Origin of the sequence: Streptomyces sp. ISL-99 (assembly GCF_018614005.1) — a bacterium.
GTDB classification, from domain to species: Bacteria; Actinomycetota; Actinomycetes; order Streptomycetales; family Streptomycetaceae; genus Streptomyces; species Streptomyces flavidovirens.
The window spans coordinates 63,865-89,575 of sequence record NZ_JAGGPC010000004.1 but is presented as its reverse complement, the minus strand read 5'-3'; the positions used below and the strand labels follow the sequence as shown (position 1 = coordinate 89,575).

Below are 25,711 nucleotides of genomic sequence, written 5' to 3'. Positions count from 1 at the left end.
GCTGGGCAGGGACAGGCGGACACGAGATACAGTAACCGAACGATCGGTCGGGACAAGAGGGCCCGGTAAAACCTGTGGATAACTCATACGGGAGGATCGGGGTCATGACAGCTATCGATCGAGCCCGCACCGTCGCCGTCGTCGGCACCGGCACCATGGGGCAGGGCATCGCCCAGGTCGCCCTCGTGGCCGGTCACCCGGTGCGTCTCTACGACGCGGGCCCCGGACGCGCACGGGAGGCCGCCGAGGCCGTCGGCGCCCGCCTGGAGCGGCTCGTCGAGAAGGGCAGGCTCGACCGGGGGGACGCGGACAGCGCCCGCGCCCGGCTGCACACCGCCGACGACCTCACCGAGCTCGCCGACGCCGCGATCGTCGTCGAGGCGATCGTCGAGCACCTGCCGGTCAAGCAGCAGCTCTTCACGGCGCTCGAAGCGATCGTCGCCGACGACTGCCTCCTCGCCACCAACACCTCCTCCCTCTCCGTCACGGCCATCGCGGGCCCCCTGAAGAACCCCGGCCGCTTCGTGGGGATGCACTTCTTCAACCCCGCGCCGCTCCTTCCTCTCGTCGAGATCGTCAGCGGCTTCGCGACCGACGAGACGAGCGCCACGCGCGCGTGGGCGACGGCGGCCGCCTGGGGCAAGACCCCGGTCCGCTGCGCCGACACCCCCGGTTTCATCGTCAACCGCATCGCCCGCCCCTTCTACGCCGAGGCCTTCGCGGTGTACGAGGAGCAGGGCGCGGACCCGGCCACGATCGACGCCGTACTGCGTGAGTCGGGCGGCTTCAAAATGGGCCCCTTCGAGCTGACCGACCTGATCGGACAGGACGTCAACGAAGCTGTCACCCGGTCCGTCTGGGAGTCGTTCTTCCAGAGCCCCAAATTCGTCCCCTCCCTCGCCCAGCGCCGCCTCGTCGAGTCGGGCCGCCTCGGCCGCAAGTCGGGCCACGGATGGTTCCCGTACGGCGCCGAAGAGGCGGCGAAGCCCGCCCCCCGGACCGCCGGGCCCGAGGAGGCTCCCACAGCCGTCACCGTCGTCGGGGACCTCGGCCATGCCGGCGTCCTCGTCGCGATGATGGAGGAGGCGGGCATCGCCGTGGAGCGGGTCGAGGCGGGCGGCCCGTACATCGAGCTGCCGGGCGAAGGGCAGCTCGTGCCGGCCGACGGACGGACCTCCGTCGAGTACGCGGACGTCGTCTACTTCGACCTCGCCCTCGACTACCGCGGCGCCACCCGTATCGCCCTGTCCGCCTCCGAGGACACGTCCGCGCGGGCGGTCGCCGAGGCCACCGGCCTCTTCCAGAGGCTCGGCAAGGACGTCAGCGTCATCGGCGACGTCCCCGGCATGATCGTCGCCCGTACGGTCGCCATGCTCGCCGACCTGGCGGCGGACGCCGTCGCGCGGGGCGTCGCGTCGCCCGAGGACATCGACACGGCGATGCGTCTTGGGGTCAACTACCCCCTGGGACCCGTCGAATGGAGCAGCGCGCTCGGCCAGGACTGGGCGTACGACCTGCTGAAGAACCTGCACGAGTGCTGCCCCACCGGGCGCTACGCCCCGTCCCTGGCGCTCCACCGGCAGGCGTTCGCCGCCAAGGAGGAGGGCGCCTGATGACCACCGCCAAGCGCGACACGTACACCCCCGAGACGCTTCTGACCGTCGCCGTCCGGGTCTTCAACGAGCGCGGCTACGACGGCACGTCCATGGAGCACCTCTCCAAGGCCGCCGGCATCTCGAAGTCCTCGATCTACCACCACGTCGCGGGCAAGGAGGAGCTGCTGCGGCGCGCGGTCAGCCGCGCCCTCGACGGGCTCTTCGGGATCCTCGACGAGCCGGGGGCGTCGCGCGGGCGGGCGATCGAGCGGGTCGAGTACGTCACCCGGCGCACCGTGGAGGTGCTGATGGCCGAGCTGCCGTACGTCACGCTGCTCCTTCGCGTGCGCGGCAACACGAAGGCCGAGCGCTGGGCCCTGGAGCGGCGCCGCGAGTTCGACCAGCGGGTCGCCGATCTGATGAAGGCGGCGGCGGCCGACGGCGATCTGCGCACCGATGTGGACATACGCATGGCGACGCGCCTGCTCTTCGGCATGATCAATTCGCTGGTGGAGTGGTACCGCCCGCAGGCGGCCGAAGGCGGTGGCGGAGTGGACGGGGAGCAGCTCGCGGAGACCGTGGTGCGGCTGGCCTTCGACGGGCTGCGGACCAGCCGCTGAGTCTGCTCACAACTCCTGCGGCGGCTGGGGCGGTTGTGGCGAGGCGGCCGAGTCGAGGTCTGTCTCCTCGAAGACCAGGAGGGTGCGGGTGCTGAGCACCTCCGGTATCGACTGGATCTTCGTCAGTACGAGCTCGCGCAGCGCCCTGTTGTCCGCCGTGTGGACGAGCAGCAGTACGTCGAAATCGCCGCTCACCAGCGCGATGTGCGCGGCGCCGGGCAGTTCCTGAAGCCGTTCGCGGACCGTGCGCCAGGAGTTCTGCACGATCTTGAGCGTGATGTACGCCGAGGCTCCCTGCCCCGCTCGTTCGTGGTCCACGCGCGCGCTGAAGCCGCGGATCACGCCGTCGTCGATGAGGCGGTTGATGCGCGCGTAGGCGTTGGCGCGCGACACGTGCACGCGCTCGGCGACGGACCGTATCGACGCGCGGCCGTCCGTTTGGAGCATCCGCAGGATGTCGCGGTCGATGGCGTCCAGCTGGCGTGCGGGCGGGCCCGCTCCCGCGTCGGCCATTTGTTCAGCTGCCATGTCCCCCCGCCTCCCTCTCATGGACGACCTGCCTCTATCCCAGGCCGTGCGGAACCGTTTGTCCACAGGCTGGAGGTGCCTGTAGCCAAATTGCATCCACGACCGAACAATCGGTAGGTGAGGCACACCACATTGCTGTGCCCTCTCACCGCTCCCACGAGGAGGTGCACGCGATGAAGAAGAGCACCATGACGGTCCGGCCTGCCGAACCGGTCCAGGATCTGCCCGGTGCCGCCGCCTACAGGCCGACCCCTCCCCCGGCCTGGAAGCCCCGCACTGACCCCGCCCCGCTGCTCCCGGACAGCGAGCCGCACCGCGTGCTCGGCACCGACGCCGCGGACCGGCTCGACGCCGGGCTGATGCGGCGGCTGTACGCGGAGCTGGTCCGCGGCCGCAGGTACAACGCGCAGGCGACCGCCCTCACCAAGCAGGGCCGCCTCGCCGTCTATCCCTCCAGCACCGGCCAGGAGGCCTGCGAGGTCGCGGCCGCGCTCGTCCTGGAGGAGCGGGACTGGCTCTTCCCCAGTTACCGGGACACCCTCGCCGCCGTGGTGCGCGGACTGGACCCCGTACAGGCGCTGACGCTGCTGCGGGGCGACTGGCACACCGGATACGACCCGCGCGAGCACCGCATCGCGCCGCTGTGCACCCCGCTCGCGACGCAGTTGCCGCACGCGGTGGGCCTGGCGCACGCCGCGCGGCTCAAGGGCGACGACGTGGTCGCGCTCGCCATGGTCGGCGACGGCGGAACCAGCGAGGGCGACTTCCACGAGGCGCTGAACTTCGCCGCCGTCTGGCGGGCACCGGTCGTCTTCCTCGTGCAGAACAACGGCTTCGCGATCTCCGTGCCGCTCGCCAAGCAGACCGCCGCCCCGTCACTGGCCCACAAGGCCGTCGGGTACGGAATGCCGGGCCGCCTCGTCGACGGCAACGACGTCGCCGCCGTGCACGAGGTGCTGGCCGAGGCAGTGGAGCGCGCCCGCCGCGGTGGCGGTCCGACGCTGGTCGAGGCGGTCACGTACCGCATCGAGGCCCACACGAACGCCGACGACGCGACCCGCTACCGGGGTGACGCCGAGGTCGAGGCATGGCGTGCCCACGACCCGGTCCAGCTGCTCGAGCGGGAACTCACGGAGCGCGGAATGCTTGACCAGGACGCCGTACGGGAGGCCCGCGAGGCCGCCGAGACCATGGCCGCGGAACTGCGCGAGCGCATGAACGCGGACCCGGTGCTCGACCCCATGGATCTCTTCGCGCACGTGTACGCCGAGAAGACCGCGCAACTGCGGGAGCAGGAGGCCCTGCTACGGGCCGAGCTCGATGCGGAGGACGAGCGATGACGACGGCAGCGACGACCGAGGCCGACGTGAAGCCCGCCAAGCCCGCGACGATGGCGCAGGCGCTGGGGCGGGCGTTGCGTGACGCGATGGCCGAGGACCCGTCCGTCCATGTGATGGGCGAGGACGTCGGCGCGCTCGGCGGGGTCTTCCGGGTCACCGACGGGCTTGTGAAGGAGTTCGGCGAGGACCGGGTCACGGACACGCCGCTCGCCGAGGCGGGCATCCTGGGAACGGCCGTGGGCATGGCGATGTACGGGCTGCGGCCTGTCGTCGAGATGCAGTTCGACGCGTTCGCCTATCCGGCGTTCGAGCAGCTCATCAGTCATGTCGCACGGATGCGCAACCGGACGCGCGGCGCGATGCCGATGCCGATGGTGATCCGCGTGCCGTACGGCGGCGGGATCGGCGGCGTCGAGCACCACAGCGACTCGTCCGAGGCGTACTACATGGCGACTCCGGGGCTCCATGTCGTGACGCCGGCGACGGTCGAGGACGCGTACGGGCTGATGCGGGCGGCGATCGCGTCCGACGACCCCGTGGTCTTCCTGGAGCCGAAGCGGCTCTACTGGTCGAAGGCGGCGTGGTCGCCCGAGGCGCCCACCGCCGTCGAGCCGATCGGGCGTGCGGTCGTACGCCGCTCCGGGCGCAGCGCGACGCTGATCACGTACGGGCCGTCCCTGCCGGTGTGCATGGAGGCGGCGGAGGCGGCCGAGGCGGAGGGCTGGGACCTCGAAGTCGTCGATCTGCGCTCGCTCGTGCCCTTCGACGACGAGACGGTGGCGGCTTCGGTACGGCGTACCGGCCGGGCGGTCGTCGTCCACGAGTCCACCGGCTTCGGCGGGACCGGCGCGGAGATCGCCGCCCGGGTGACGGAGCGGTGCTTCCACCATCTGGAGGCGCCGGTGCTGCGGGTCGCCGGGTTCGACATTCCGTATCCGCCGCCGATGCTGGAGCGGCACCATCTGCCGGGCGTGGACCGGGTGCTCGACGCGGTCGCGCGGCTCCAGTGGGAGGCGGGCATCTGATGCCACAGGTCCTGGAATTCAAGCTGCCCGACCTCGGCGAGGGGCTGACCGAGGCGGAGATCGTGCGCTGGCTGGTGGAGGTGGGCGATGTGGTCGCCGTCGACCAGCCGGTGGTCGAGGTCGAGACGGCCAAGGCGATGGTGGAGGTGCCGTGCCCGTACGGGGGCGTGGTGACCGCCCGTTTCGGTGAGGAGGGGACCGAACTGCCGGTCGGCTCGCCGTTGCTGACGGTCGCGGTGGGGGCGGCGGCGCCTTCCGGGGGCCCGGATTCCCGGGCTCCCTCGGCCTCTTCCGCTTCCTCGGCTTCCTCCACTTCCCTTGCTTCCCCTGCTTCCGCTGAGGCGGAGTCATCGGGGAATGTGCTGGTGGGATACGGCACGGGGGCGGCTGTCGCCCGGCGGCGGCGTATCCGGCCGGTCGCGGCGGCCGGGTCTGCGGCGGTGGCCGACACAGCTGTTGTGACGGTGGAGACCGACGGTCCTGTGCCGGTGATCTCTCCGCTGGTCCGGCGGCTGGCGCGCGAGAACGGGCTGGACCTGCGGGCGCTGAAGGGCTCCGGGCCCGACGGTCTGATCCTGCGGTCCGACGTGGAGGGCGCGATTCGTGGGGCGAAGGAGGTGCCTGTGCAGGCACCGGCGCCGGCGGTCGCTGCCGTTGGTGAACGCGTTCCGCTGCGCGGGATGCGCGGTGCCGTCGCCGACAAGCTGTCGCGCAGCCGGCACGAGATTCCGGACGCCACCTGCTGGGTGGACGCGGACGCGACCGAGCTCATGGCGGCCCGTACGTCGATGAACCAGGCGGGCGGGCCACCGGTGTCGGTGCTGGCGCTCCTCGCCCGGATCTGTACGGCGGCCCTCGCCCGCTTCCCGGAGCTCAACTCCACGGTGGACATGGCCTCCCGCGAGATCGTGCGCCTCCCCGGCGTGAACCTCGGGTTCGCGGCGCAGACGGAGCGGGGGCTGATGGTCCCCGTCGTACGGGATGCGCATGCCCGCAATGTGGACGAACTGAGCGCGGAGTTCGCCCGGCTGACGGAGTCGGCCAGGGCGGGGTCGCTGACACCGGCGGAGCTGACCGGTGGCACGTTCACCCTGAACAACTACGGGGTCTTCGGAGTCGACGGATCCACGCCGATCATCAATCACCCGGAGGCAGCGATGCTCGGGGTCGGGCGGATCGTTCCCAAGCCGTGGGTGCATGAGGGCGAGTTGGCGGTGCGCAAGGTTGTGCAGTTGTCGCTGACGTTCGACCACCGGGTCTGTGACGGGGGGACGGCGGGCGGGTTCCTGCGCTACGTGGCGGACTGCGTGGAGCACCCGACCCTGCTGCTGCGCACGCTGTAGCCCGCTGCGCGGAGCCCTTTCCCCACCCCGCCCCAGGCCCCCGTCCTCAAAACGCTGGCCGGGCTGATTGCCGCAGAGGTGCTACCGGGGCTCCGCCCCCGGACCCCCGCCCTGCCCGGCACCACCAGCCCCTCCGGCCTTCGAGGGCCGGGTTCTGCGGCCCTGGCCGCCGAAACCGGCCCGCCTCGCGGCGACCATTCAGCCCGTCCGGCGTTTGAGGGCACGCCCGCAGGGCGTCCGGGGGCCGGGGGCTTGCCCTCACGTGGCGGAGCCGCAATGTCACGGCCGGGAAGGGGCGGGGTGGGGGGAGAACAGACCCGCCCCGCATACTCGGGGCATGACCGCGACCGCGTACGACGCCATCGTGTTGGCCGGAGGGGCCGCCAAGCGGCTCGGTGGGGTGGACAAGCCCGGTGTGCGCGTGGGCGGGCGGACGCTCCTCGACCGGGTGCTGGGCGTGTGCCGCGGGGCCGGGACGACCGTCGTCGTCGGTGGGCGGCGGGCGACCGTGCGGGCCGTCGAGTGGGCGCGGGAGGAACCGGCCGGGGGCGGGCCGCTGGCCGCGCTCGACGCCGGGGTGCGGCGTACCACGGCTGAGAGCCTGCTCGTACTCTCCGCCGACCTGCCCTTCATCCAGCGCGCCACTGTTCAGCGGCTGCTCGACGCCCTGGAGAGCGGTGGGAGTGAAGTGGCATTGCTAGTGGACGCGGGCGGCCGGGACCAGCCGCTCGTCGCCGCCTACCGCGCCGAACCGCTGCGCCGTGAACTGGCGCTCCTCGCCACCGAGCACGGCGGCCTCTCCGGGCTGCCGCTCCGGCTGCTCACGCACGAACTCGACCTGACGCGCGTCGCCGCCGGGCCGCTCGACTCCTTCGACTGCGACACCTGGGAAGACATTGCCGCAGCCCGGTCCAGGATCAGGGAGCATGGGCACGTGCTGGATGAATGGATGACCGCAGTCAAGGACGAACTCGGCATTGAGCTCGATGTCGACATCAACGTCCTGCTCGACCTCGCCCGCGACGCCGCGCACGGTGTCGCCAGGCCCGCCGCCCCGCTCACCACCTTCCTGGTCGGTTACGCGGCGGCGAAGGCGGGCGGGAACGGTCCGGAAGCCGTCGCCGAAGCGGCCCGCAAGGCCGCCGCCCTCGCCGCCCGTTGGGCCGCTGAGGCAGAGGAAGAGGCCAAGGGAGAGGCCTCGGGTCACGGCGCGGAAGACGGCACGGGGTGAGCCAGGAGGATCGCGAGGTCGACGAGGCGCTCGCTCTCGTCAGCCGGGCGCCGCAGGCGGCACCGGATCCTGGTGCGGAGCCGGGCCAGGACTCCGGTCGGCGCGCCACCCCGTCCGCGCCCCCGTCCCGTACCGGCGCCACGCCCTGGAGTGAGGCCCGCGCCCTGGCCGGACGGGTCGGCGGCGCAGCCGCGCCCCGCGCGCGGCGGGTGACGCTCGCGCAGGCCCTCGGGCAGGTCCTCGCCGAGCCCCTGGACGCCCTGACCGACCTGCCGTCCTTCGACAGCTCCGCCATGGACGGCTGGGCGGTCGCGGGGCCCGGGCCGTGGTGGAGCGTCGAGGAAGGCGGTCAGGTGCTGGCCGGGCACGCCGCAGCCGGACCGCTCCCCGACGGTGCGGCCGTACGCATCGCCACCGGCGCCCGTGTCCCGCCCGACGCCACCGCTGTGATCCGCAGCGAGCACGCCCGGCTGGACGAGGCCAGGGGGCGGCTGTACGCACGCCATGAGGTCGTCCAGGGGCAGGACATCCGCCCGCGCGGCCAGGAGTGCCGTACCGGCGATCAGTTGCTGCCCGTCGGCGCGCTCGTGACCCCCGCCGTCCTCGGGCTCGCCGCGGCCGCCGGTTATGACGGGCTGTCCGTCGTTCCCCGGCCGCGCGTCGAAGTGTTCGTACTGGGCGACGAGTTGCTGAGCGAGGGCCTGCCGCACGACGGGATGGTCCGGGACGCCCTCGGGCCCCTCCTCGCCCCCTGGTTGCGCGCTCTCGGCGCCGAAGTGCTGGGCACCCGCCACCTCGGCGACGACGCCGACGCGCTCCACCGGGCCGTCACCGCCTCCGAGGCCGACCTCGTCGTCACCACGGGCGGTACGGCCGCCGGCCCCGTCGACCACGTCCACCCGATACTGCGCAAGGCGGGCGCCGAGCTGCTGGTCGACGGTGTCGCGGTGCGGCCGGGCCACCCGATGCTGCTGGCGCGCCTCGGCGGGGGCGCCGAGGGCCGGTTCCTGGTGGGCCTGCCCGGCAATCCGCTCGCCGCCGTGTCGGGGCTGCTGACCCTCGCCGAGCCGTTGCTCCGTGCCCGTGCCCAGCGGCCACCCCTCGCGCCGTACGTCACGCCCGTACGGGACGATGTGAACGGCCATCCGCACGACACCCGCCTCGTTCCCGTCGTTCACCGCGCAGGGGGCAGGGACGCAGACGGGGCGGAGCAGGCCGTGCCGCTGCACTACAACGGCCCGGCGATGCTCCGCGGCATCGCCGCCGCCGACGGACTGGCCGTCGTCCCGCCCGGCGGTGCGCGGGCCGGCCAGGAACTGGAAATCCTCGACCTGCCCTGGACAGAAGGACGTTTCACGTGAAACTTCCCGGCCACGATGCGATGGCCAGGCACGCCGACGAGCATCTCGTCACCGCTCGGATCAGGCTGCCACGCCGTATCGTCGACCGCCCGCTGCGGCAGGTCGGCAAGCGGCTGCTGATGGCGCTGGGGGTCCTGGTGCTGACGGTCTTCATCGTCTACGTCGACCGCGCCGGCTACCACGACAACGCCGACGACAGCATCGACTTCCTCGACGCCGTCTACTACTCCACCGTGACCCTCTCCACGACGGGTTACGGCGACATCGTGCCGCACAGCGACAGCGCCAGGCTCATCAATGTGCTGCTGGTGACGCCGCTGCGCGTGCTCTTTCTGATCATCCTGGTCGGCACCACTCTCGAAGTCCTCACGGAGAGGACCCGGGAGGAGTGGCGGCTGAACCGCTGGAGGGCCCAGTTGCGCGACCACACCGTCATTGTCGGGTTCGGCACCAAGGGCCGTTCCGCGATCCAGACCCTGGCCGCCACGGGGCTCAGGAAAGAGCAGATCGTGGTCGTCGACCCGAGTGCCAAGGTCATCGAAGCGGCCAATGCCGACGGGTTCACGGGCGTCCTCGGCGACGCGACCCGCAGCGATGTACTGCTGCGCGCCGAAGTCCAGCGGGCGCGCCAGATCGTCATCTCGACCCAGCGCGACGACACGGCGGTCCTGGTCACGCTCACCGCGCGCCAGCTCAACCGGGGCGCGAAGATCGTCGCCGCGGTCCGCGAGGAGGAGAACGCGCCGCTGCTGCGCCAGTCGGGCGCCGACGCCGTCATCACCAGCGCCAGCGCGGCCGGCCGTCTCCTCGGCCTTTCCGTGCTCAGCCCGAGTGCCGGCACGGTGATGGAGGACCTGATCCAGCAGGGCAGCGGCCTCGATCTCATCGAACGGCCGGTGATAAAGGCCGAGGTGGGGCGGAACGTACGGGAGACCGAAGACCTCGTGGTCAGCGTCCTGCGCGGCCACCGGCTGCTCGGTTACGACGACCCCGAGGCCAGCCCGCTCCAGCTGACGGACCGGGTGATCACCATCGTGCGCGCCTCGCCCGGTGCCACGAGCGCGGGGGAAATGCGGGTGACGGCGCCGGAGTGACGGAGCGACGGAGGCCCGCAGATCCGGAGACCGGAGTGACGGAGAGCCGGCCTGACCGGGGAGCCGGAGTGGTTCCTACCGGTTCGGAGTAGCCTCGCGGCCATGTATGCGATCACGATCCCTGAACCCGGTGGCCCCGAGGCGCTCGTATGGGCGCAGGTCCCCGATCCCGTACCCGGCGAGGGCGAGGTCCTCGTCGAGGTCGTCGCGAGCGCCGTCAACCGCGCCGACCTGCTGCAACGCCAGGGCTTCTACGACCCGCCGCCCGGCTCGTCGCCGTACCCCGGCCTCGAATGTTCCGGGCGGATCGCCGCCCTGGGGCCCGGTGTCTCGGGCTGGTCGGTCGGCGACGAGGTGTGCGCGCTGCTGACCGGCGGCGGGTACGCCGAGAAGGTGGTCGTACCGGCGGGGCAACTGCTGCCGGTGCCCGGCGGCGTGGACCTCGTTACGGCGGCTTCCCTGCCCGAGACGACCTCGACGGTCTGGTCGAACGTCTTCATGATCGCCCACCTGCGGCCGGGCGAGACGCTGCTGCTGCACGGCGGCGCGAGCGGCATCGGCACGATGGCGATCCAGCTCGCCAAGGCGGTCGGCGCGCGGGTCGCGGTCACCGCGGGCAGTCCGCAGAAGCTGGCACGGTGCGCGGAGCTGGGCGCCGACATCCTCATCGACTACCGCGAGCAGGACTTCGTACAGGAGCTCCGCAAAGCCACCGACGGGGCCGGCGCGGACGTCATCCTCGACATCATCGGCGCCAAGTACCTGGACCGGAATGTGAAGGCGCTCGCCGTCAACGGCCGCCTCGCGATCATCGGGATGCAGGGCGGTGTGAAGGGCGAGATCAACCTGAGCGCGCTGATGAAGAAGCGCGCCGCGATCACGGCGACGACGCTGCGGGCGCGTCCGCTGGGTGAGAAGGCGGCGATCGTCTCCGCCGTACGGGAGCACGTCTGGCCGCTGATCAGTACCGGCCGTGTGCGCCCGGTCGTGGACCGCGTCGTGCCGATGGCCGAGGCGGCGGAGGCCCACCGGGCGCTGGAGGCGGGCGACCATGTCGGCAAGATCCTGCTGACGACGGGCTGAGCGGCCGGGTTGCCGGGAAAGCACGCGTGAGACACGCGTGAGAGAGGCCCGCACCGCCGTCATGGCAGTGCGGGCCTCCGGTCACCCCTGACAAAAGCTCAGAGGTGCGAGATCAGAGGTACGGGCCCGAGCGCACCGGCCCGTGGCCGTCCTCCTGGCCGTCGTCCTCGTGGCTCGCGCCCGGCGGAAGCGCGCGCCGCATCTGCTCCAACTGCGCCCGCGCTGCCATCTGCTGGGCGAAGAGTGCCGTCTGGATGCCGTGGAAGAGGCCTTCGAGCCACCCGACCAACTGGGCCTGCGCGATGCGTAGTTCCGCCTCGGACGGAATCGCCTCGTCCGTGAACGGCAGGGAGAGCCGCTCCAACTCCTCGACGAGCTCGGGCGCGAGGCCGTCTTCGAGTTCCTTGACCGAGCTGGCGTGGATGTCCTTCAGCCGTACCCGGCTCGCCTCGTCGAGAGGAGCCGCCCGTACTTCCTCCAGGAGTTGCTTGATCATGCTGCCGATGCGCATGACCTTTGCGGGCTGTTCGACCATGTCTGTCACTGGCACCTCGCGCGACTCGTCGTCCGCGCCGCCGAGAGCCATTCCGTCCTGTCCTACGACCAGGACATGGGGGCTCTCCTGCGACCGTTCACTCCTCGGCATCTCCATGAAGCCATTCTCTCGTACACCCGCCTCACCACACGGTGTGCCCCCGTACAGGGGTGATCCACCCTGTACGGGGGCACGGGAAGCAACCGCGTGTGTCAGCCCGCCGCGCGCCGCGCCACCGCGGTGCGGGATCTGGTGACGAGTGCGGCGAGGAGCGCCGCGCCCACGGGTACGGCGACGAGCAGCGCCGCGAGGGTTTCCCAGGGGACGACGATCGGGACGTACGGCGCCTCGTTGACGCCACCCATACCGGCGTCCAGGGCCTCCTCGTACCACTTGAGCTGCTGGCGTTCCTCGGTCAGCCGCAGCCCGATCGCGGGCAGTACGCCCGCCGCCGAGCCGAGCGCCACGCCCATCGCGGCGACCACCCCGCACTGGAAACCGCTCAGCGTCCTGCGCACCCGCGGGGGCGCGCCGACCGCGGCGAGGGTCTTGAGGTCGGGCTCGGCGTCGGTCTGGGCGAGGCCCGTGGCGATGCCTGCCGCGCCGATGGTGACGAGTCCGGCGAAGATGGCCAGGGCCAGCAGTACGACGCTGTTGTCGCCGGTGTAACCCTTCTCGACATACAGCCCGCCGTCGGTGCCCAGCGCGTCGAGTGCCGCTTCGAGCTTCTGCTGCTGCGTGCTGCTCGGCAGCTCGTCGGTCGAGAAGTACGCGCCGACCGGTGCGGTGATGAGCCCGGCGGCCTGTGCCGCCGGAGCGGGCAGGATGACCTTGACTCCGTACGCCGTGGCGGACCGCGGGGCCTGATGGACGGGGAAGGACTTGATCTCGCCGGGGGCGTCCTTGCCCTTCTGCGCCATCAGGTCGGCCTGGTCGGTGTCGGTGATCAGCTTGATGCCGACCTGGCCCTTCTCGACGTTGCGCCGGTCGAAGGAGACCGCCTTGCCGCTCTTGAGGGCGCTGAAGGCGGCCGGGTCGTCGACCGCGAGGACCGACAGCAGCTTCTCGTCGGCTACGAGGACGTCGTACTCGGCGTACTGCCCGTTCTCCTCACAGCGCCAGTCCTTCGACAGCTTGCGGCGCTCGGCCGTCGTGAGCTCCTTCGAGCCGGGAGTGCCCTCCGCCCACAGGACGCAGCGGTTGTCCTTGGGCGTGAAGATCTCGTACCGTCCGCAGCCCTTGGCGTCGCTGTACGGCGCGCAGCCGGCGTTGCCGACGACGATCCGGTCGACGTCGGCGCGTACGTCGACGGGGAAGTGCTTCTGGACGGCCGCGCGGATGGCCGGCACGTCTCGGCCGCCGCCCTCGGCGTTCAGCACGGTCACCACGCCGTGCGGGAGCCGCGCCTCGTACGCGGCGCGCTGCTGGACGTCGTCGCTGGCGGTGTACGTCGCCACCGCGACGGTGCCCGCGACGGCGGCCAGCACGGCGGCGACGGCGGGGGCCGTACGGCCCCGGTTGCGCACGGCGTCGCGCAGGGCGAGGCGCGGGGACAGCGGCAGCCACCCGCCGAGCCTGCCGAAGAGGCCGACCAGGGCGGGGGTGAGCGCGACGATGCCCAGCTCGGCGAGGGCGCTGCCGCCCGCGACGACGGCGACGTTGTCGGTGGCGGTGGCGCCGTACAGGGTGATGGTGATGCCCAGGCCGGCCGCGATCAGGCCGATGACGGGCAGGACGCGGCTGGAGCGGCGTACCCCGCGGCGGCCGGTCAGCGAGGCCAGTACGGACTGCCGGGACGAGGTGATGGCCGGGACGATCGCGGCGAGCAGGCCGGTGAGGACGGCGAGCAGGCCGATGCCGAGCAGCTCCAGCGGGCGGACATCGAAGCTGCCGAACCGCTGACCCATGTAGTCCTCGAGCAGCGGCCGCAGCGCGAAAGTGAGGAGCAGGCCGAGGACGGTGCCGACGACCGCCGCGGCGACGCCGATGACCAGACCGCCGGAGAGCACGATGGCGCGGATGTGGCGGCGGTCGCCGCCGTTCGCGCCGACGAGGCCGAGCTGGCGTGCGGAGCGCCGGGCGCCGACAGCGAACGCGGGACCGGCCAGCAGGCAGATCTCCAGCATGGCGAGGCCGACGACGGTGGCGACGACGGCGAGCGCCGCGGCCTCGGACGCCGCGCTCTGCTGATAGTTGGACCAGCCGTCCTTCTGGTACAGCGGCACCTCGGAGTCGGCGGGCGGGTTGAGGGCTACGGCCCGCGAAATGACCGTAACGCCTTGGCTGTTGGCCTTTTTGACCATGTTCCACGTGAAACCGTCGCCGCCGACGGAGACCAGGTACGTGCTGCTGGTCTCCGTGCCGGGCAGGTCGTCGGCCTTCAGCGCCTTGTCGAGCGGCGCCAGGAACGTGCCGGGCGGGGCGAGTACCTCGTCGGTCTTCAGCGCGTCGGGGAGTTCGTACGAGCCGACGATCCGGTACTCGGTGTCGAGCCCGCGGGCGGCGATCGTCGAGCCCACCTTCAGGCCGCCGGCCTCCAGGAAGTGGGTGGTCGCGGCGACCTCGCCGGCCTTGTCGGGGAACCGGCCCTCTTCGAGGGTCATCATGCCCCTGGTCATGGGGTCGGTCGCGTCCAGCTCGTGGATCACGGTGTTGAGCAGGCCGTGCCCGGTACGGAGCTTGCCGCTGCCGTTCGAGTCCTTGAGCGTCTTGGCGCCCGCCGGGAAGGCAGCCCGGATGTCACTGCGGCCCTCGGGCCAGATTCCCTCTCCGTAGTCCTTCGCCGGCGCGCTGCTGACGCCGTCGGGGGTCTGGAGGATCGGCACGCCGCCCATGCCGGGGTCGCTCATGCGGGCGTCGGCGGTGCCCAGGCCGCGTTCCATCTTCTGCTCGGCCGAGAGGTCCGCGCTGCGCAGGGTCACATCCGCGGCGCTGACGCCCAGGATCGGCAGGGCGATCATGGCGAGTACGAGGGAGCTGCGGCCCTTGAAGCGCCAGGCGTCGCGGCGGGCGATGCGCACCGCGGCCACCCATGAGTGGTACCAGCGGTTCACTGTGCGGCCGCCTGCCCGGAGAGCAGGGAGTCGGCCTGGCTGCGCAGGGTCTCGTCGACGACGGAACCGTCGCGCAGGAAAACCACCCGGTCGGCCCAGGCCGCGAAGCGCGGTTCGTGGGTGACGAGGATGCCGGCGGCGCCGGCGTCGCAGCGGGCGCGCAGCAGCGCGAGTACGGACTCGCCCGTCTCGGAGTCCAGCGCGCCGGTCGGCTCGTCGGCGAGGACGAGGCGGCGGTCGCCCACCAGGGCGCGGGCGATGGCCACGCGCTGCTGCTGGCCGCCGGACATCTCGTCGGGGAAGCGGTCGGCGAGCCGGCCGAGGCCCATCTCCTCCAGCGCGGCGACCGCGGAGACGCGGGCCTTGCGGGCGGACACGCCGTCCAGTTCGCGGGGCAGGGCGATGTTCTCGGCGGCGGTCAGGGCCGGTATGAGGTTGTAGTCCTGGAAGACGTAGCCGATGCTGCGGCGGCGCAGGGCGGCGAGTTCCTTGCGGCCGACGGTCGTGATGTCCGTACCTTCGACGACGACGCGGCCCGAAGTGGGGCTGTCGAGGCCGCCCGCGATGGTGAGCAGGGTGGACTTGCCGGAGCCGGACGGGCCCATGACGGCGACAAGTTCACCGGGAAAGACGGAGAGGTCGACGCCGCGCAGCGCGTGCACCTCGGTGGCGCCGCTGCCGTGGACGCGGGTGAGCTGCTCAAGCCGAAGGACCGGCTGCTGTGACTCATGCGGCTCTTGGGGCTGCTGTGACTTTTGGGACATGGGTCCGGGCATGGCTTCGGGCATGAAGGGTCCCCCCTGGGACGGGAATGGTCGTGCGACGCGGCTTATCGCCGTGCGCTGCGAGACGTCGAGGTGGTACGAGCGGTTCCGGTATCGGTGGTGCTGACGGCGGGGGCGATCGGGTCTTCCCCGGCCGCCGTGCCGGGTGACGCGGCCGCGGGAGTGCTCCCGGCCCTGCGCGCGGCCGTCGCGGAGAGCCGGGCGAGCCGCGACTCGGAGTGGTCGAGCCAGCGCGCCTCGGCCTCGGTCTGGAAGATCAGCTGTTCCAGTACGAGCAGCCAGGCGATGTCGTCGCGCCCCTTCTCGCCGTCCGAGCCCTCGACGGCGACGAGGGCCTGGGCCTTGAGGCGGGTGTAGTCCTGCATCGCCCGGAGAGTGGCGTGGCGCTGGGCCTGGATGACGGCCCGGATGTCGACTCCCGGGGCGCCGACGGCCATGGCGAGCTTGATGGCCAGCTCGTCGCGAGGCGGGCTGGCACGGTCGACGGGCCGCTCGAACCAGCTCCTGAGTTCACCACGCCCCGCGTCCGTGATCGCGTAGAGCGCGTGGCCGGCTCCGTCCTCGCCGTCCTGGACGACCATGCCGTCGCGTTCGAGGCGGCCCAGAGTCGTATAGACCTGGCCGACGTTGAGGGGCCAGGTCGCGCCGGTGCGCGACTCGAACTCGGTACGCAACTGGGAGCCGTAACGGGGCCCGTGCTCAAGGAGGGCAAGCAGCCCGTGACGGATCGACATACCGAGTATGTATACCGAGTATGTTGGCGAAGCGGCAACCGCCCTGAGAGGGACGTCGCGAGTAGGTCTTGAGAGGGACGACCCCGGGACAGCCGCAAAGGACGACCGCCGGACAGCTGCACGACGACCGCTCAGCCGCGCCGCAGCCGGAGCCCCAGGAACCCCAGCCCCAGCCCGACCAGAGTGAGCCCCGCTCCCAGTGGCAGCACATGCACGCCCAGCGGGTCGGACTGCGCCACGACCTGCTCGGACCCCTCGTGCGCGCCGCCCGGCGGCGGGTCGGGGGGCGAGGCGGCCGGCTCGTGCCCGGGGTCCTCCAGCGCCTCTTCGTGTACGTCCCAGGGCTTGGGCGCGTACGACTTACGGGGGGTGGCCGAGGCGCTCGCCGACGCGGAGGCGGAGCCGGACGCGGACGGGCTGGGCGTGCCCCGGGGGCTGCCCGACGGACTCGCACTGCCGCTCGGGGACGCCTCCCCGGCCGCCTCCTCCCCCGTTTCCTCACCCTCACCCGGATCCGCGCTCTTCTCCGGTGCCCGGCCCGGCCGCTTACGCCCCTCACCGGCCGGCCGGCCCGCCAGGCTCTCGGCGGGCGAGGCGGCGGAGGCGTAGGGCCCTTCCGGCATGTCCGGCGCTCCGACGCCCGGCAGCAACTCGTCCTCTTCGGCGTCGCCCGGGATCGCCGCCGGCCCCCCGGACGTGGACGCGGGCGCAGGCCCCGGCGGGTGCTCCTCGGCGTACGCCCCCGAAACCGGCAGCACCAGCACCACCGCCACCCCCACCCCCACCGCTGCGAACCGGACAGCCATGGGATTCCGCCTCCTGACCCGAACGCGCCCGACCACGATGTGAGCCGGACCACTGAGACAACTGAGACAACGGACTCAGCGTCACATGCGGCAACATTTCCGGCACGTCGGGTCACACGAAAGGGGCCCGGCGCGCACCGAGCGCACCGGGCCCCTGCACGCGTCCCAGCCGGACCGCGCGACCGTTCGGCCTAGTCCGAGGGCGGGTTGCCGGTGGAGACCTCGACCTCGATCGTGGCGTCCTCGGGGTCGATGTCGGAGCCGCTCTTGGGGTATTGGTTGAGCACGGTGTCCTCGCCCCAGGTGGGGCTGTCGACCCTGGTCTCCTTGATCTTCCAGTTCGCCGCCTGGAGGCACAGCTTGACCGAGCGGAGGTCCTTGTAGAGGAAGCTCGGCACCTCGACCTTCTCCGGGTCGGTCGCCGATTCCCTGCCCGGCGAGCAATCCGTGGTCTCCATCGTCCGGCTGCGGTCAGGGCCCTTGTAGCCGGGCTTCGCCGCCACCTCGCTCTGCGGCGGGTCGTCGGTCGTCACGTCGCCGCCCTTCGAGTCGTCCTTGAGGGAGATCGCGGTGATCACGCCGCCGATCGCCAGCAGTACGACCGTGATCGCCCCCACGATCACCGGCATGTTCCGGCCACCGCCGCCACCCCCGCCGCCCGGATTCGGCGACGTACCGGGCGACATCGTGTACGGCGGCGGCGTCTGCCCGCCCTGGTGCTGGCCCCCCTGCTGCATGCCGTGCGTCGCGTACGGAGCCGGCGTCGGGTACCCGTAGGCAGGCTGCGCGGGGCCGGGGGCGGGCGTGTGCGGTCCGTACGGTCCCGGCGGCGGCGTCGGCCGGTAAGGCGTCTGGACGTTGCCGCTCGGCGGGTAACCCGCCTGGTCGACCGGCGGGAAGACGGCGGATCCGACCCCGGACCCGCTCTGCGAGGGGCCGCCGGCGATGATCACCGGCGCGACGCCCGCCTGGCCGGAACCCGACACCCGCGCGCACTCGTCACGCATCGCGGCAGCGCTCGGGAAGCGCTCGTTCGGGTTCTTCTTCAGCGCCCGCGCGACCAGGGCGTCGACGCCGGGCGGGACCGACCGGTTGATCGACGAAGGAGCCACCGGCTCCTCCTGGACGTGCGCGTACGCGATGGCGAGCGGCGAATCCGCGTCGAACGGCAGCCGCCCCGTCACCAGCTGGAACAGCATGATGCCGACCGAGTACAGGTCGGAGCGCGCGTCGACCCCGCGCCCCAGCGCCTGCTCGGGCGACAGGTACTGCGGCGTACCGACGACCATGCCGGTCTGCGTCATGGACGTGACACCGGACTGCATGGCGCGCGCGATGCCGAAGTCCATGACCTTGACGACATTGCGCTTGCTCATCATCACGTTGCCGGGCTTGATGTCGCGGTGGACCAGGCCCATTTCGTGACTGGTCTCCAGCGCGGCCAGCACATCCGATGTGATCTTGAGCGCTTTGTCGGTGGGCATGGCGCCGTACTGCGCGATGTCCGCCTGGAGTACGGAGCCGAGCGGCTGCCCCTCCACGTACTCCATGACGATGTACGGCATCAGCGCGCCGTCCAGCTCGTCCTCGCCGGTGTCGAAGACCGAGACGATGTTGGTGTGGGAAAGCTTGGCGACGGCCTGCGCCTCGCGCCGGAACCGCTCGCGGAACGACTGTTCGCGCCCCAGTTCCGTATGCAGCGTCTTGATGGCCACCTGGCGGTCGAGCGCGGAGTCGTACGCGAGGTACACCGACGCCATGCCGCCTTCTCCGAGCAGGTCGCGCAGCTGGTAGCGCCCGCCCGCGACCGAGCCGCCTGCGTAGCGGCCCTGTCCGCCGTCCTGGCTCATGACTGTGCTTCCCCCTCAGCGCAAGATTTACGGGCCAAGTCTGCCCGAGGGCACTGACACGTCAAGCGCGGTGCCCGTTCCGTGACCGTACGCGCAACAAGCGTCGCGCAAGCGTTACAGCGGGGGTGCGGCACGGGTCCCGCGCGGGTCCGGAATTTGCACGGGTACATCGGCAACGGGTTTGATGGCCGGTCTCTCTCGAACCGGGGCGTCGCGCGGAGGCTGTAGCGTGACGTGGCGGAGCACCTTGAGGCCCAGACCTTGAGACTTGAGGCCCATGAGGACGACCGCGGACGCGACGCGGACAGAAACGACGGCGAGGACTGATGGCACCCGAACCCGAACCCGAGGGAAGCGGCGGCGGAGTGTCGGACGCCCCGGAATCATGGGGTATGGGCGGATTGGTCGGCGATGGTCGCTACCGCCTGACGCACCGCCTCGGCCGCGGCGGCATGGCGGAAGTGTTCGCCGCCGAGGACGTACGGCTCGGCCGTACCGTGGCAGTGAAGCTGCTGCGCTCCGACCTTGCGGAAGACCCGACATCCAAGGCCCGGTTCACCCGTGAGGCACAGTCGGTCGCCGGCCTGAACCACCACGCGGTGGTCGCCGTGTACGACTCCGGCGAGGACCAGGTCGGCGGCAGCGTCGTCCCCTACATCGTGATGGAGCTCGTCGAGGGCCGGACGATCCGCGAGCTGCTCCAGAACGCCGAGGCGCCGGGCCCCGAACAGGCCCTGATCATCGTCTCCGGCGTACTCGAAGCGCTCGCGTACAGCCACCAGCACGGCATCGTGCACCGCGACATCAAGCCTGCGAACGTGATCATCACGCACAGCGGCGCGGTCAAGGTCATGGACTTCGGCATCGCCCGCGCCCTGCACGGCGCGCAGTCGACCATGACGCAGACCGGCATGGTCATGGGCACGCCGCAGTACCTCTCCCCCGAGCAGGCGCTGGGCAAGGCCGTCGACCACCGCAGCGACCTGTACGCGACCGGCTGCCTGCTGTACGAACTGCTCGCGCAGCGGCCCCCGTTCACCGGTGAGACGCCTCTGTCGGTGGTCTACCAGCACGTGCAGGACATCCCCGTACCGCCGTCCGAGATCTCGGACGTGGCGCCGCCCGAGCTCGACGGGCTCGTCATGCGCTCGCTGGCCAAGGACCCGGACGACCGGTTCCAGAGCGCCGAGGAGATGCGCGGTCTCATCCAGTACGGCCTGTCCATGCTCCAGGAGCAGGGCAGCCACACCGGCGTGTGGAACACCGGCCCCGTCGAGTTGCACGAGGGCGGCCACACCCCGGCGGGCGGCGGCACGTACGCGACGACGGCGATGGGGCACCCCCACCACGGCGACACCTCGCAGATGCGGGCCGGCGGGGCGATGCTGCCGCCGATGAACCCGGACGACGGGGGGTACGACGGCGGGCACGGCGGCAACAGGGGCGGCCGCGGCAAGATGTGGATGTTCGCGGTGCTCGCGATCATCGCGATCACGGCGGGCGTCGCCTTCGCGATGAACCGTGCGGCCGACAACGGCACCGAGGAGAAGAAGGACCCGCCGAAGGTCTCCGAAAGCCCGACCGAGTCGGAGAAGAAGCCCTCCAAGTCGCCCACCGACGACGGAGGGGAAAGCTCGCCCGACACCGACCCGGGCACCTCCTCGACCGGCGGCCAGCAGCCGAGCTGGACGCCGACGGACATCCCGTCGACGCCCCCGAGCAGTACGCCGTCGAACACGCCCAGCGATCCGCCGTCGAGCCCGACGCAGACCGCTCCGGGCACGTCGACGGACGGCGGCACGGACGACGGCGGCACGGACGTGGGCGGCACGGACGACGGCGGTACGAGCGACGGCGGCACCAACGGCGACCCCGGCACGGACCCGGGCGGCACGGACGCCGGCGGCACCGACGCGGGCGGGACGGGCGCCGGGGGCACGGACGCGGGCGGCACCGACGCGGGCGGTACGAACGCGGGCGCCACCACCCCCTGAGTCCGCACGCCTCACCCGGCGAACGCCTCGCACACCGCCTCGTACTCCTTCGTCCACCACACCGCCAGGGCCGACGCCGCAGGAAACTGCGGGTCGGCCCTTCGGTCGTGCCGCTGGTAGCGCCAGCGCAGTATCCAGAAGTCGTTGAGCCGCTCCCACCACACCCGGTGCACCGCGGCCGCCAGCTCCTGCGCCCCGGCCCCGGCCGCCCGCCGGTACGCCGCCGCGTACGCCCGTACCTTCGCCAGCTCCAGCTCCCCGTCCGGCCGTACGAAGAAGATCGCCGCGGCCCGTACCACCTCCTCCGCGCGCGGCTGCACCGCGAGCCGGTCCCAGTCGACGATCGCGGCGGGCTCGGCGCCCCGGTAGAGCAGGTTCAGCGGATGGAAGTCGCCGTGCACCCATCCCGTGGCGGGCTCGGCGACCGGCGGGGGCCGCCGGTGTGCGAGCCGCTCCAGGAGCGCGCGCCGCTCCAGCAGGCGGTGCTCGGCCAGTACGTCGAAGGCGTCACGGGGCCGCTGCCCGCGCGCCAGCGTCAGCAGCTCGTCGATCAGGGCGAAGGTGTCGGCGGGGTCGGCGCAGTCGTGCCTGCGCAGGTCCGCGTCCTCCAGCACCCGGTCGGGCATCACGCGGTCGAGGCAGGTGTGCACGAGCCCCAGAAGCGCCCCGAGGCGCCGCGATTCCACCGTCGTGAGCTGGGCGCCGTCCCGGTGGCGGCCCTCGATCCACGGGTGCAGGGCGTAACAGCGGCCGCCGATCACGGTGACGGTGCGGCCATGGGCGTCCTCGACGGGCGGGGCGACGGGGACGCCGAAGGCCTGGAGGTGGCGGGTGGCGCGGTGCTGGCGCCTGATCGTGTCGCGGTCGCCGTCGAGGTGGTGCTTGAGGAAGTAGTCGCCGCGGGTGGTGACGAGGCGGTAGCCGTGGTTGAGCAGGCCTTGGGCCACGGGTTCGCAGGAGAGTGGGTCGCCCGCGTCGCGGTAGCGGCGCAGCAGGTCACCGACGGGCGGCGAAGGGGCGAGTACAGATGAGCGTGGCACCCGCCAGATGTTAGATCACGAAATCACAGAGCGTGCTCGCGCCGTCGCTCGGGGGCGCTGTTGAGGGTGTGCGCGGTGACGAACTGCGGCTCGATGCGCATGTAGACGGGGTCGAAGAGCTCGCCGCTGACGTAGCGGGGGCCACGGCCGAAGAGCTCCAGCTCGGCGGTGGCCGGCTCGAAGATCTCGGCGGTGCCGGTGCACTGGACGGCCCACAGGGTCTCGTCGCCGGACACCGGCACGTTGAAGTTGTCCGCACCGTACGCGACCACACTGCCGTGGCAGGCCTGGTGGTGGTTGAAGCCCGCGTGCATGCGCAGCAGCACGCGCCCCTGGACGACGATGTGGCGGGCGACGGCAAGGAAGGGCAGGGCCCGCATGCTCGTGGCGACTCGGCCGTAGGGGACACGGCGGAGGAGTTCGATGGCGCGTAGGTCCTCGGTGGGCATGCCCTTCACTGTCGGGCACCGGGGAGGGCCGTAAAAGGGACGGAAGTCCCGAATGGCGTACGTGTGGCCGGCGTCTCTCCGAGCTAGCGTCTCTCCTCCGCCTGCTTGCGCGCCACATAGGCGGCGGCCTGCGAGCGGCGCTGCATGCCCAGCTTGGAGAGCAGGCTGGAGACGTAGTTCTTGATGGTCTTCTCCGCGAGATGCAGCCGCTCGCCGATGACCCGGTTGGTCAGGCCCTCGCCGATCAGGTCGAGGATCTTGCGCTCCTGCTCGGTGAGGTTCGCGAGCCGGCTGTCGCCCTTGGCGCCGTCGCCGCCGCTGCCGTCGCCGTTGCCCGAACGCAGCCGCTCAAGCACGCGGGCGGTCGCGACCGGGTCGAGCAGCGACTTGCCCGCCGCCACGTCGCGTACGGCCACCAGCAGTTCGTTGCCGCGGATCGCCTTGAGGACGTATCCGGACGCACCGGCCATGATGGCGTCGAAAAGTGCCTCGTCGTCGGCGAACGAGGTCAGCATCAGGCATTTGATATCCGCATTCTGCGAACGGACTTCCCGGCACACCTCCACGCCGCTTCCGTCCGGCAGCCGTACATCGAGAACGGCCACGTCCGGACGGGTCGCAGGGATCCTGACCAGGGCATCTGTGGCCGTGCCGGCCTCGCCGACCACCTCGATGTCGTCCTCCACGGACAGCAGCTCGTGGACGCCGCGCCGGACCACCTCGTGGTCGTCGACAAGAAATACGATGATTTTTCCATCTACGGGCACGCCGTCATCCTTACATGCGAACTCTTCCCGTGCCGTGGGTCGCCGGGATAACGTGCCCCTGTTCCGGCGGCCCGCAAGGCTGTGACCAGTGGTTGTTCCCGAATTCTTCGATTTACTTGGATTTCCAAGCAAAATCGCAGGTCAAATGGGGTTTCGCAGTTATGCGGAGCACTGGGTAACGTTCCTTTGGCAGGGCGTTTCGCCGGGGCACCTGTCACACCTGTTCCCGGCCGAGTCGCACCCACCCCGTGCACGAGGACGCAAGCAGGTGAGCCGCACTGGTCACCGGCAGACCCCGGGGGCCGGACAGACGGAGGAGCACGCACGTGACCGTGGAGAGCACTGCCGCGCGTAAGCCGCGACGCAGCAGCACCAAGCGCGTCAGCGCCAAGAAACCCCAGCGATCCGAGCCGGAGCTCGTACAGCTGCTGACCCCCGAGGGCGAGCGGGTCGAGCACCCGGACTACTCGATCGATCTCACCCCGGACGAACTGCTCGGCCTGTACCGGGACATGGTCCTCACCCGCCGCTTCGACGCCGAGGCCACCTCGCTCCAGCGCCAGGGCGAGCTGGGCCTGTGGGCCTCGCTGCTCGGCCAGGAGGCGGCCCAGATCGGCTCCGGACGCGCTCTCCGCGACGACGACTACGTCTTTCCGACGTACCGCGAGCACGGTGTCGCCTGGTGCCGTGGCGTCGACCCGACCAATTTGCTGGGAATGTTCCGTGGCGTCAACCACGGTGGCTGGGACCCCAGCACCAACAATTTCCATCTGTACACGATCGTCATCGGCTCGCAGACGCTGCACGCGACCGGTTACGCGATGGGTGTCGCCAAGGACGGCGCGGACTCCGCGGTCGTCGCGTACTTCGGCGACGGCGCGTCCAGCCAGGGCGATGTCGCCGAATCGTTCACCTTCTCCGCGGTCTACAACGCCCCGGTCGTCTTCTTCTGCCAGAACAACCAGTGGGCGATCTCCGAGCCCACCGAGCGCCAGACCCGCGTCCCGCTCTACCAGCGCGCGCAGGGCTTCGGCTTCCCGGGCGTCCGGGTCGACGGCAACGACGTACTCGCCTGCCTGGCCGTGACCCGCGACGCGCTGGAGCGCGCGCGCCGGGGCGAGGGCCCGACGCTGGTCGAGGCCTTCACGTACCGCATGGGCGCGCACACCACCTCCGACGACCCGACGAAGTACCGGGCCGACGAGGAGCGCGAGGCGTGGGAGGCGAAGGACCCGATCCTGCGTATGCGTACGTACCTGGAGAAGGCAGGCCTCGCCGACGCGGCCTTCTTCGAGGAGCTGGAGACGGAGTCGGAGTCGCTGGGCAGGCGGGTCCGCGAGGCGGTGCGGGCGATGCCCGACCCCGACCAGATGGCGATCTTCGAGAACGTCTACGCGGACGGCCACGCCCTCGTCGACGAGGAGCGGGCGCAGTTCGCCGCGTACCAGGCGTCCTTCGCCGAGTCAGTGGAGGGCAAGTAGCCATGTCCGTACAGTCTGTACAGAAACTTCCGCTCGCGAAGGCGATCAACGAGTCGCTGCGCAAGGCCCTCGACACCGACCCGAAGGTCCTCATCATGGGCGAGGACGTCGGCAAGCTCGGCGGCGTCTTCCGCGTCACCGACGGCCTCCAGAAGGACTTCGGTGAGGAGCGGGTCATCGACACCCCGCTCGCCGAGTCCGGCATCGTGGGCACGGCGATCGGCCTGGCCCTGCGGGGCTACCGCCCGGTCGTGGAGATCCAGTTCGACGGCTTCGTCTTCCCGGCGTACGACCAGATCGTCACGCAGCTCGCGAAGATGCACGCCCGCTCGCTCGGCAAGATCAAGATGCCGGTCGTCATCCGCATCCCGTACGGCGGCGGCATCGGCGCGGTCGAGCACCACAGCGAGTCGCCGGAGGCGCTGTTCGCGCACGTCGCCGGCCTCAAGGTCGTCTCCCCGTCCAACTCCTCGGACGCGTACTGGATGATGCAGCAGGCCATCCAGAGTGACGACCCGGTGATCTTCTTCGAGCCGAAGCGGCGCTACTGGGACAAGAGCGAGGTCGACACCGAGGCCATCCCGGGCCCGCTCCACACGGCGCGGGTCGTCCGCGAGGGCTCCGACCTGACGCTCGCGGCGTACGGCCCGATGGTGAAGGTCTGCGCGGAGGCGGCAGCGGCGGCGGCCGAGGAGGGCAAGTCCCTCGAAGTCGTCGACCTGCGGTCGATGTCCCCGATCGACTTCGACACGATCCAGACGTCGGTGGAGAAGACCCGCCGCCTGGTCGTGGTCCACGAGGCCCCGGTCTTCTACGGCTCGGGCGCCGAGATCGCCGCTCGCATCACGGAGCGGTGCTTCTACCACCTGGAGGCGCCGGTGCTGAGGGTGGGCGGCTTCCACGCGCCGTACCCGCCGGCGCGCCTGGAGGAGGAGTACTTGCCGGGGCTTGACCGGGTACTCGACGCCGTCGACCGCTCGCTTGCGTACTGAGGAGA

Annotated in this window: 22 protein-coding genes; 12 read left to right on the top strand and 10 right to left on the bottom strand. The window is 71.4% G+C overall.

Features of this window, described 5'->3' with window-relative positions:
• Nucleotides 1-104 precede the first annotated feature (104 nt).
• Nucleotides 105-1,613, top strand: coding sequence for a 3-hydroxyacyl-CoA dehydrogenase (locus tag J7E91_RS02410; RefSeq protein WP_214898702.1), 1,509 nt, complete (start codon nucleotides 105-107; stop codon nucleotides 1,611-1,613).
• Nucleotides 1,613-2,215, top strand: coding sequence for a TetR/AcrR family transcriptional regulator (locus J7E91_RS02405; RefSeq protein WP_028810638.1), 603 nt, complete (start codon nucleotides 1,613-1,615; stop codon nucleotides 2,213-2,215). Before J7E91_RS02410 ends, J7E91_RS02405 begins: the two co-directional genes overlap by 1 nt.
• 6 nt (nucleotides 2,216-2,221) lie before the next feature.
• Here the strand turns inward: J7E91_RS02405 and J7E91_RS02400 are convergent, their stop codons facing one another.
• On the bottom strand, nucleotides 2,222-2,743 hold the full coding sequence (locus J7E91_RS02400; protein WP_214898700.1) for an Lrp/AsnC family transcriptional regulator: 522 nt from the start codon (nucleotides 2,741-2,743) through the stop codon (nucleotides 2,222-2,224).
• A gap of 173 nt (nucleotides 2,744-2,916) precedes the next feature.
• Between J7E91_RS02400 and pdhA (J7E91_RS02395) the strand changes: the two genes are divergently transcribed.
• From pdhA (J7E91_RS02395) to J7E91_RS02365, 7 genes are all read left to right on the top strand, one after another.
• Nucleotides 2,917-4,083 carry a pyruvate dehydrogenase (acetyl-transferring) E1 component subunit alpha gene (pdhA, locus tag J7E91_RS02395; RefSeq protein WP_214898698.1) on the top strand — a complete coding sequence of 389 codons (1,167 nt, stop codon included), beginning with the start codon at nucleotides 2,917-2,919 and terminating at the stop codon, nucleotides 4,081-4,083.
• Nucleotides 4,080-5,108: an alpha-ketoacid dehydrogenase subunit beta gene (locus J7E91_RS02390; RefSeq protein ID WP_214898696.1), complete on the top strand. Its 1,029-nt coding sequence runs from the start codon at nucleotides 4,080-4,082 to the stop codon at nucleotides 5,106-5,108. Before pdhA (J7E91_RS02395) ends, J7E91_RS02390 begins: the two co-directional genes overlap by 4 nt.
• Nucleotides 5,108-6,451, top strand: coding sequence for a dihydrolipoamide acetyltransferase family protein (locus J7E91_RS02385; protein ID WP_214898694.1), 1,344 nt, complete (start codon nucleotides 5,108-5,110; stop codon nucleotides 6,449-6,451). Before J7E91_RS02390 ends, J7E91_RS02385 begins: the two co-directional genes overlap by 1 nt.
• Before the next feature lie 337 nt (nucleotides 6,452-6,788).
• A complete protein-coding gene (locus J7E91_RS02380; RefSeq protein WP_214898692.1) occupies nucleotides 6,789-7,682 on the top strand; it encodes an NTP transferase domain-containing protein in 894 nt (297 codons plus the stop codon).
• On the top strand, nucleotides 7,679-9,043 hold the full coding sequence (locus tag J7E91_RS02375) for a molybdopterin molybdotransferase MoeA (RefSeq protein ID WP_214898690.1): 1,365 nt from the start codon (nucleotides 7,679-7,681) through the stop codon (nucleotides 9,041-9,043). Before J7E91_RS02380 ends, J7E91_RS02375 begins: the two co-directional genes overlap by 4 nt.
• 20 nt (nucleotides 9,044-9,063) lie before the next feature.
• Nucleotides 9,064-10,137, top strand: a complete 1,074-nt coding sequence (locus tag J7E91_RS02370) for a TrkA family potassium uptake protein (protein ID WP_214898789.1) — start codon at nucleotides 9,064-9,066, stop codon at nucleotides 10,135-10,137.
• Between the two features lie 102 nt (nucleotides 10,138-10,239).
• Complete coding sequence (locus tag J7E91_RS02365; protein ID WP_214898687.1) at nucleotides 10,240-11,220, top strand: NAD(P)H-quinone oxidoreductase; 981 nt, start codon at nucleotides 10,240-10,242, stop codon at nucleotides 11,218-11,220.
• Between the two features lie 112 nt (nucleotides 11,221-11,332).
• Here the strand turns inward: J7E91_RS02365 and J7E91_RS02360 are convergent, their stop codons facing one another.
• The 6 genes from J7E91_RS02360 to J7E91_RS02335 all read right to left on the bottom strand — a co-directional run bounded on the left by J7E91_RS02360 (nucleotide 11,333) and on the right by J7E91_RS02335 (nucleotide 18,983).
• Nucleotides 11,333-11,872: a bacterial proteasome activator family protein gene (locus J7E91_RS02360; protein ID WP_214898684.1), complete on the bottom strand. Its 540-nt coding sequence runs from the start codon at nucleotides 11,870-11,872 to the stop codon at nucleotides 11,333-11,335.
• A gap of 95 nt (nucleotides 11,873-11,967) precedes the next feature.
• Complete coding sequence (locus J7E91_RS02355; protein ID WP_214898682.1) at nucleotides 11,968-14,808, bottom strand: ABC transporter permease; 2,841 nt, start codon at nucleotides 14,806-14,808, stop codon at nucleotides 11,968-11,970.
• Complete coding sequence (locus tag J7E91_RS02350; RefSeq protein WP_214898680.1) at nucleotides 14,805-15,572, bottom strand: ABC transporter ATP-binding protein; 768 nt, start codon at nucleotides 15,570-15,572, stop codon at nucleotides 14,805-14,807. The genes J7E91_RS02355 and J7E91_RS02350 overlap by 4 nt, the downstream gene beginning before the upstream one ends.
• Before the next feature lie 65 nt (nucleotides 15,573-15,637).
• Nucleotides 15,638-16,327: a PadR family transcriptional regulator gene (locus tag J7E91_RS02345; protein WP_214898678.1), complete on the bottom strand. Its 690-nt coding sequence runs from the start codon at nucleotides 16,325-16,327 to the stop codon at nucleotides 15,638-15,640.
• A gap of 131 nt (nucleotides 16,328-16,458) precedes the next feature.
• Nucleotides 16,459-17,133 carry a hypothetical protein gene (locus tag J7E91_RS02340; protein WP_214898676.1) on the bottom strand — a complete coding sequence of 225 codons (675 nt, stop codon included), beginning with the start codon at nucleotides 17,131-17,133 and terminating at the stop codon, nucleotides 16,459-16,461.
• Between the two features lie 191 nt (nucleotides 17,134-17,324).
• The gene (locus tag J7E91_RS02335; protein WP_214898674.1) at nucleotides 17,325-18,983 is read right to left on the bottom strand and encodes a protein kinase; all 1,659 of its coding nucleotides are present in this window, start codon (nucleotides 18,981-18,983) and stop codon (nucleotides 17,325-17,327) included.
• Nucleotides 18,984-19,309: 326 nt separating this feature from the next.
• On the opposite strand from J7E91_RS02335, the gene J7E91_RS02330 reads away from it, so the two are divergent.
• Nucleotides 19,310-20,977 (top strand): protein kinase, encoded by a 1,668-nt coding sequence (locus J7E91_RS02330; RefSeq protein ID WP_214898672.1) that lies wholly within the window; start codon nucleotides 19,310-19,312, stop codon nucleotides 20,975-20,977.
• A gap of 11 nt (nucleotides 20,978-20,988) precedes the next feature.
• On the opposite strand, the gene J7E91_RS02325 is transcribed toward J7E91_RS02330, so the two are convergent.
• From J7E91_RS02325 to J7E91_RS02315, 3 genes are all read right to left on the bottom strand, one after another.
• Nucleotides 20,989-22,017 (bottom strand): phosphotransferase, encoded by a 1,029-nt coding sequence (locus J7E91_RS02325; protein WP_214898670.1) that lies wholly within the window; start codon nucleotides 22,015-22,017, stop codon nucleotides 20,989-20,991.
• 23 nt (nucleotides 22,018-22,040) lie between these two features.
• Nucleotides 22,041-22,466 (bottom strand): pyridoxamine 5'-phosphate oxidase family protein, encoded by a 426-nt coding sequence (locus J7E91_RS02320; RefSeq protein ID WP_214898669.1) that lies wholly within the window; start codon nucleotides 22,464-22,466, stop codon nucleotides 22,041-22,043.
• Nucleotides 22,467-22,549: 83 nt separating this feature from the next.
• Nucleotides 22,550-23,233, bottom strand: coding sequence for a response regulator transcription factor (locus J7E91_RS02315; RefSeq protein WP_214898667.1), 684 nt, complete (start codon nucleotides 23,231-23,233; stop codon nucleotides 22,550-22,552).
• Between the two features lie 326 nt (nucleotides 23,234-23,559).
• Here J7E91_RS02315 and pdhA (J7E91_RS02310) point away from each other — a divergent pair, with 326 nt between their 5' ends.
• Both pdhA (J7E91_RS02310) and J7E91_RS02305 read left to right on the top strand, forming a co-directional pair.
• Nucleotides 23,560-24,714 carry a pyruvate dehydrogenase (acetyl-transferring) E1 component subunit alpha gene (gene pdhA / locus J7E91_RS02310; protein ID WP_214898665.1) on the top strand — a complete coding sequence of 385 codons (1,155 nt, stop codon included), beginning with the start codon at nucleotides 23,560-23,562 and terminating at the stop codon, nucleotides 24,712-24,714.
• 2 nt (nucleotides 24,715-24,716) lie between these two features.
• A complete protein-coding gene (locus J7E91_RS02305) occupies nucleotides 24,717-25,706 on the top strand; it encodes an alpha-ketoacid dehydrogenase subunit beta (protein ID WP_214898663.1) in 990 nt (329 codons plus the stop codon).
• The last annotated feature ends 5 nt before the right edge of the window (nucleotides 25,707-25,711 follow it).

Bases quoted from the DNA above. Each gene is read 5' to 3' on its own strand.
- J7E91_RS02410 (WP_214898702.1), top strand. From the start codon at position 105: ATGACAGCTATCGATCGAGCCCGCACCGTCGCCGTCGTCGGCACCGGC.
- J7E91_RS02320 (WP_214898669.1), bottom strand. From the start codon at position 22,466: ATGCCCACCGAGGACCTACGCGCCATCGAACTCCTCCGCCGTGTCCCC.
- J7E91_RS02360 (WP_214898684.1), bottom strand. From the start codon at position 11,872: ATGGAGATGCCGAGGAGTGAACGGTCGCAGGAGAGCCCCCATGTCCTG.
- J7E91_RS02345 (WP_214898678.1), bottom strand. From the start codon at position 16,327: ATGTCGATCCGTCACGGGCTGCTTGCCCTCCTTGAGCACGGGCCCCGT.
- J7E91_RS02380 (WP_214898692.1), top strand. From the start codon at position 6,789: ATGACCGCGACCGCGTACGACGCCATCGTGTTGGCCGGAGGGGCCGCC.
- J7E91_RS02305 (WP_214898663.1), top strand. From the start codon at position 24,717: ATGTCCGTACAGTCTGTACAGAAACTTCCGCTCGCGAAGGCGATCAAC.
- J7E91_RS02370 (WP_214898789.1), top strand. From the start codon at position 9,064: ATGGCCAGGCACGCCGACGAGCATCTCGTCACCGCTCGGATCAGGCTG.
- pdhA (WP_214898698.1), top strand. From the start codon at position 2,917: ATGAAGAAGAGCACCATGACGGTCCGGCCTGCCGAACCGGTCCAGGAT.
- J7E91_RS02335 (WP_214898674.1), bottom strand. From the start codon at position 18,983: ATGAGCCAGGACGGCGGACAGGGCCGCTACGCAGGCGGCTCGGTCGCG.
- J7E91_RS02405 (WP_028810638.1), top strand. From the start codon at position 1,613: ATGACCACCGCCAAGCGCGACACGTACACCCCCGAGACGCTTCTGACC.
- J7E91_RS02365 (WP_214898687.1), top strand. From the start codon at position 10,240: ATGTATGCGATCACGATCCCTGAACCCGGTGGCCCCGAGGCGCTCGTA.
- J7E91_RS02330 (WP_214898672.1), top strand. From the start codon at position 19,310: ATGGCACCCGAACCCGAACCCGAGGGAAGCGGCGGCGGAGTGTCGGAC.
- J7E91_RS02350 (WP_214898680.1), bottom strand. From the start codon at position 15,572: ATGTCCCAAAAGTCACAGCAGCCCCAAGAGCCGCATGAGTCACAGCAG.
- J7E91_RS02400 (WP_214898700.1), bottom strand. From the start codon at position 2,743: ATGGCAGCTGAACAAATGGCCGACGCGGGAGCGGGCCCGCCCGCACGC.
- J7E91_RS02340 (WP_214898676.1), bottom strand. From the start codon at position 17,133: ATGGCTGTCCGGTTCGCAGCGGTGGGGGTGGGGGTGGCGGTGGTGCTG.
- J7E91_RS02390 (WP_214898696.1), top strand. From the start codon at position 4,080: ATGACGACGGCAGCGACGACCGAGGCCGACGTGAAGCCCGCCAAGCCC.
- J7E91_RS02385 (WP_214898694.1), top strand. From the start codon at position 5,108: ATGCCACAGGTCCTGGAATTCAAGCTGCCCGACCTCGGCGAGGGGCTG.